Below are 1856 nucleotides of genomic sequence, written 5' to 3'. Positions count from 1 at the left end.
TAAGCGCTTTTCCTTTTCTAGGGTAAAGCAGTTCCTGTTTGCTTAACCCCAATTTTACATGATGAATCCAATAGTAAATGGTTGAAATTCCCACGTTAACGCCTTTAGCCTTGACCATCATTTCAGGCGAAAATTTTTGGTTATGATAGTGGAGAATCTTTTCCTTCAGCTCCTTGTTCAATCTTGATTTCTTGACCGAGCGCTTGCGATTATTTTCATAAGCCTGTTGAGCATAGTCGGCAGAATAAACCTCTTTAAAGCGTCCTTTTCCAAGACATTGTCGGACTGTCCCACGCTTGATTTCAGTATGGATAGTTTGAGGAGCTTTTCCAAGTAAAGAGGCGATTTCTCTATTTGATTTCCCTTCCTTTTTCCATCGTTCGATTAAGCGACGGCTATCGATTATCAAATGTTTGGCTTTTGTAGTATAATGGTTTTGCATCTCTGTGCCTTTCTTGTATTTGTGATTGAACAACAAGTATAACACAGAGGTGTTTTCTTATGCCTAGAAGAGCTTTCATTTGACAAGAGGAACCCTTGAAGCAGTTTTGTCAGCTAAACCAAGGCTAATCTTAGCCTTGGCTTGTCAGCCTAACAGCATCAAGCCTCTTATCAAATGAAATCGAGGGCTAGCTATAAGCTAGTTAAAACATCTAATTTTTAGGAGGGCTGGGTGGCTAACTTCATTATAGAACTTTCATTTAATACTCATTATTCTCTTGTAAACGATTATAAAGTGAACAAAATGTTTATCCTATTTAATTTAAAATTTTTTATGCTATTCTATACTCTTTACCTTCGGTGTTTGATCTATCAGAGAAGATGTCGATATTTTTATATCATTAAAATCGTGCAACTTTTTTCAGATACTTTTAAAAGATTGATTTCATTACCTCTTTCCTTTATACTGGATAAAAAGGAGAATAGTATGTCAGAAACAAATCACAAAATTGATTCAAATTTTGCAGGTCGTTTAAATATCCTGCGTGCGGGTGTTCTTGGTGCCAATGATGGGATTATTTCCATTGCTGGTGTAGTTATCGGAGTTGCTAGTGCCACGACCAATATCTGGATTATCTTTTTATCAGGATTTGCAGCTATCTTAGCTGGTGCCTTTTCAATGGCTGGTGGAGCATATGTATCCGTTTCAACTCAAAAAGATACTGAGGAAGCAGCCGTTGCGCGTGAGCAGCTCTTGCTAGACCAAGATATGGAACTAGCCAAAAAGTCCCTCTATGCTGCCTATATCCAAAATGGAGAATGCGAAACCTCTGCTCAACTTTTGACTAACAAAGCCTTTTTAAATAATCCACTCAAGGCTTTGGTAGAGGAAAAATACGGTATTGAGTATGAAGAGTTTACCAATCCTTGGCATGCTGCTATCTCTAGCTTTATTTCTTTTTTCCTTGGTAGCTTACCACCAATGCTGTCAGTAACTATTTTCCCAAGTGAATACCGCATTCCTGCTACTGTCCTTATCGTCGGTGTGGCCCTTCTTCTCACTGGTTACACTAGTGCCAAACTTGGAAAAGCCCCAACCAAAACAGCTATGATTCGGAACCTAGCTATTGGTCTTTTAACCATGGGAGTTACCTTTCTGCTAGGACAACTTTTCAGCATTTAATACTCTTCGAAAATCTCTTCAAACCACGTCAGCTTCGCCTTGCCGTATATATGTTACTGACTTCGTCAGTTCTATCTGCAACCTCAAAACGGTGTTTTGAGCTGACTTCGTCAGTTCTATCTACAACCTCAAAACAGTGTTTTGAGCAACCTGCGGCTAGCTTCCTAGTTTGCTCTTTGATTTTCATTGAGTATAAAATACAAGAAATACCTCGATTTTCAAGTCGAGGTAT

At 38.7% G+C, this 1856-nt stretch carries 2 protein-coding genes; one reads left to right on the top strand and one right to left on the bottom strand.

Annotated features, from left to right (window positions below):
* On the bottom strand, positions 1–442 hold a 442-nt coding region (locus tag HT669_RS10120), incomplete at its 3' end, for a helix-turn-helix domain-containing protein (protein ID WP_172933700.1).
* 486 nt (positions 443–928) lie between these two features.
* On the opposite strand from HT669_RS10120, the gene HT669_RS10115 reads away from it, so the two are divergent.
* Positions 929–1624 (top strand): VIT family protein, encoded by a 696-nt coding sequence (locus tag HT669_RS10115; RefSeq protein ID WP_000005270.1) that lies wholly within the window; start codon positions 929–931, stop codon positions 1622–1624.
* Positions 1625–1856: the final 232 nt, after the last annotated feature.

This window comes from Streptococcus sp. 2100, assembly GCF_013276335.1.
GTDB lineage: Bacteria > Bacillota > Bacilli > Lactobacillales > Streptococcaceae > Streptococcus > Streptococcus pseudopneumoniae.
This window is presented reverse-complemented; position numbering and strand designations above follow the sequence as displayed.

Coding starts and splice junctions, on each gene's coding strand:
- HT669_RS10115 (WP_000005270.1), top strand. CDS start 929: ATGTCAGAAACAAATCACAAAATTGATTCAAATTTTGCAGGTCGTTTA.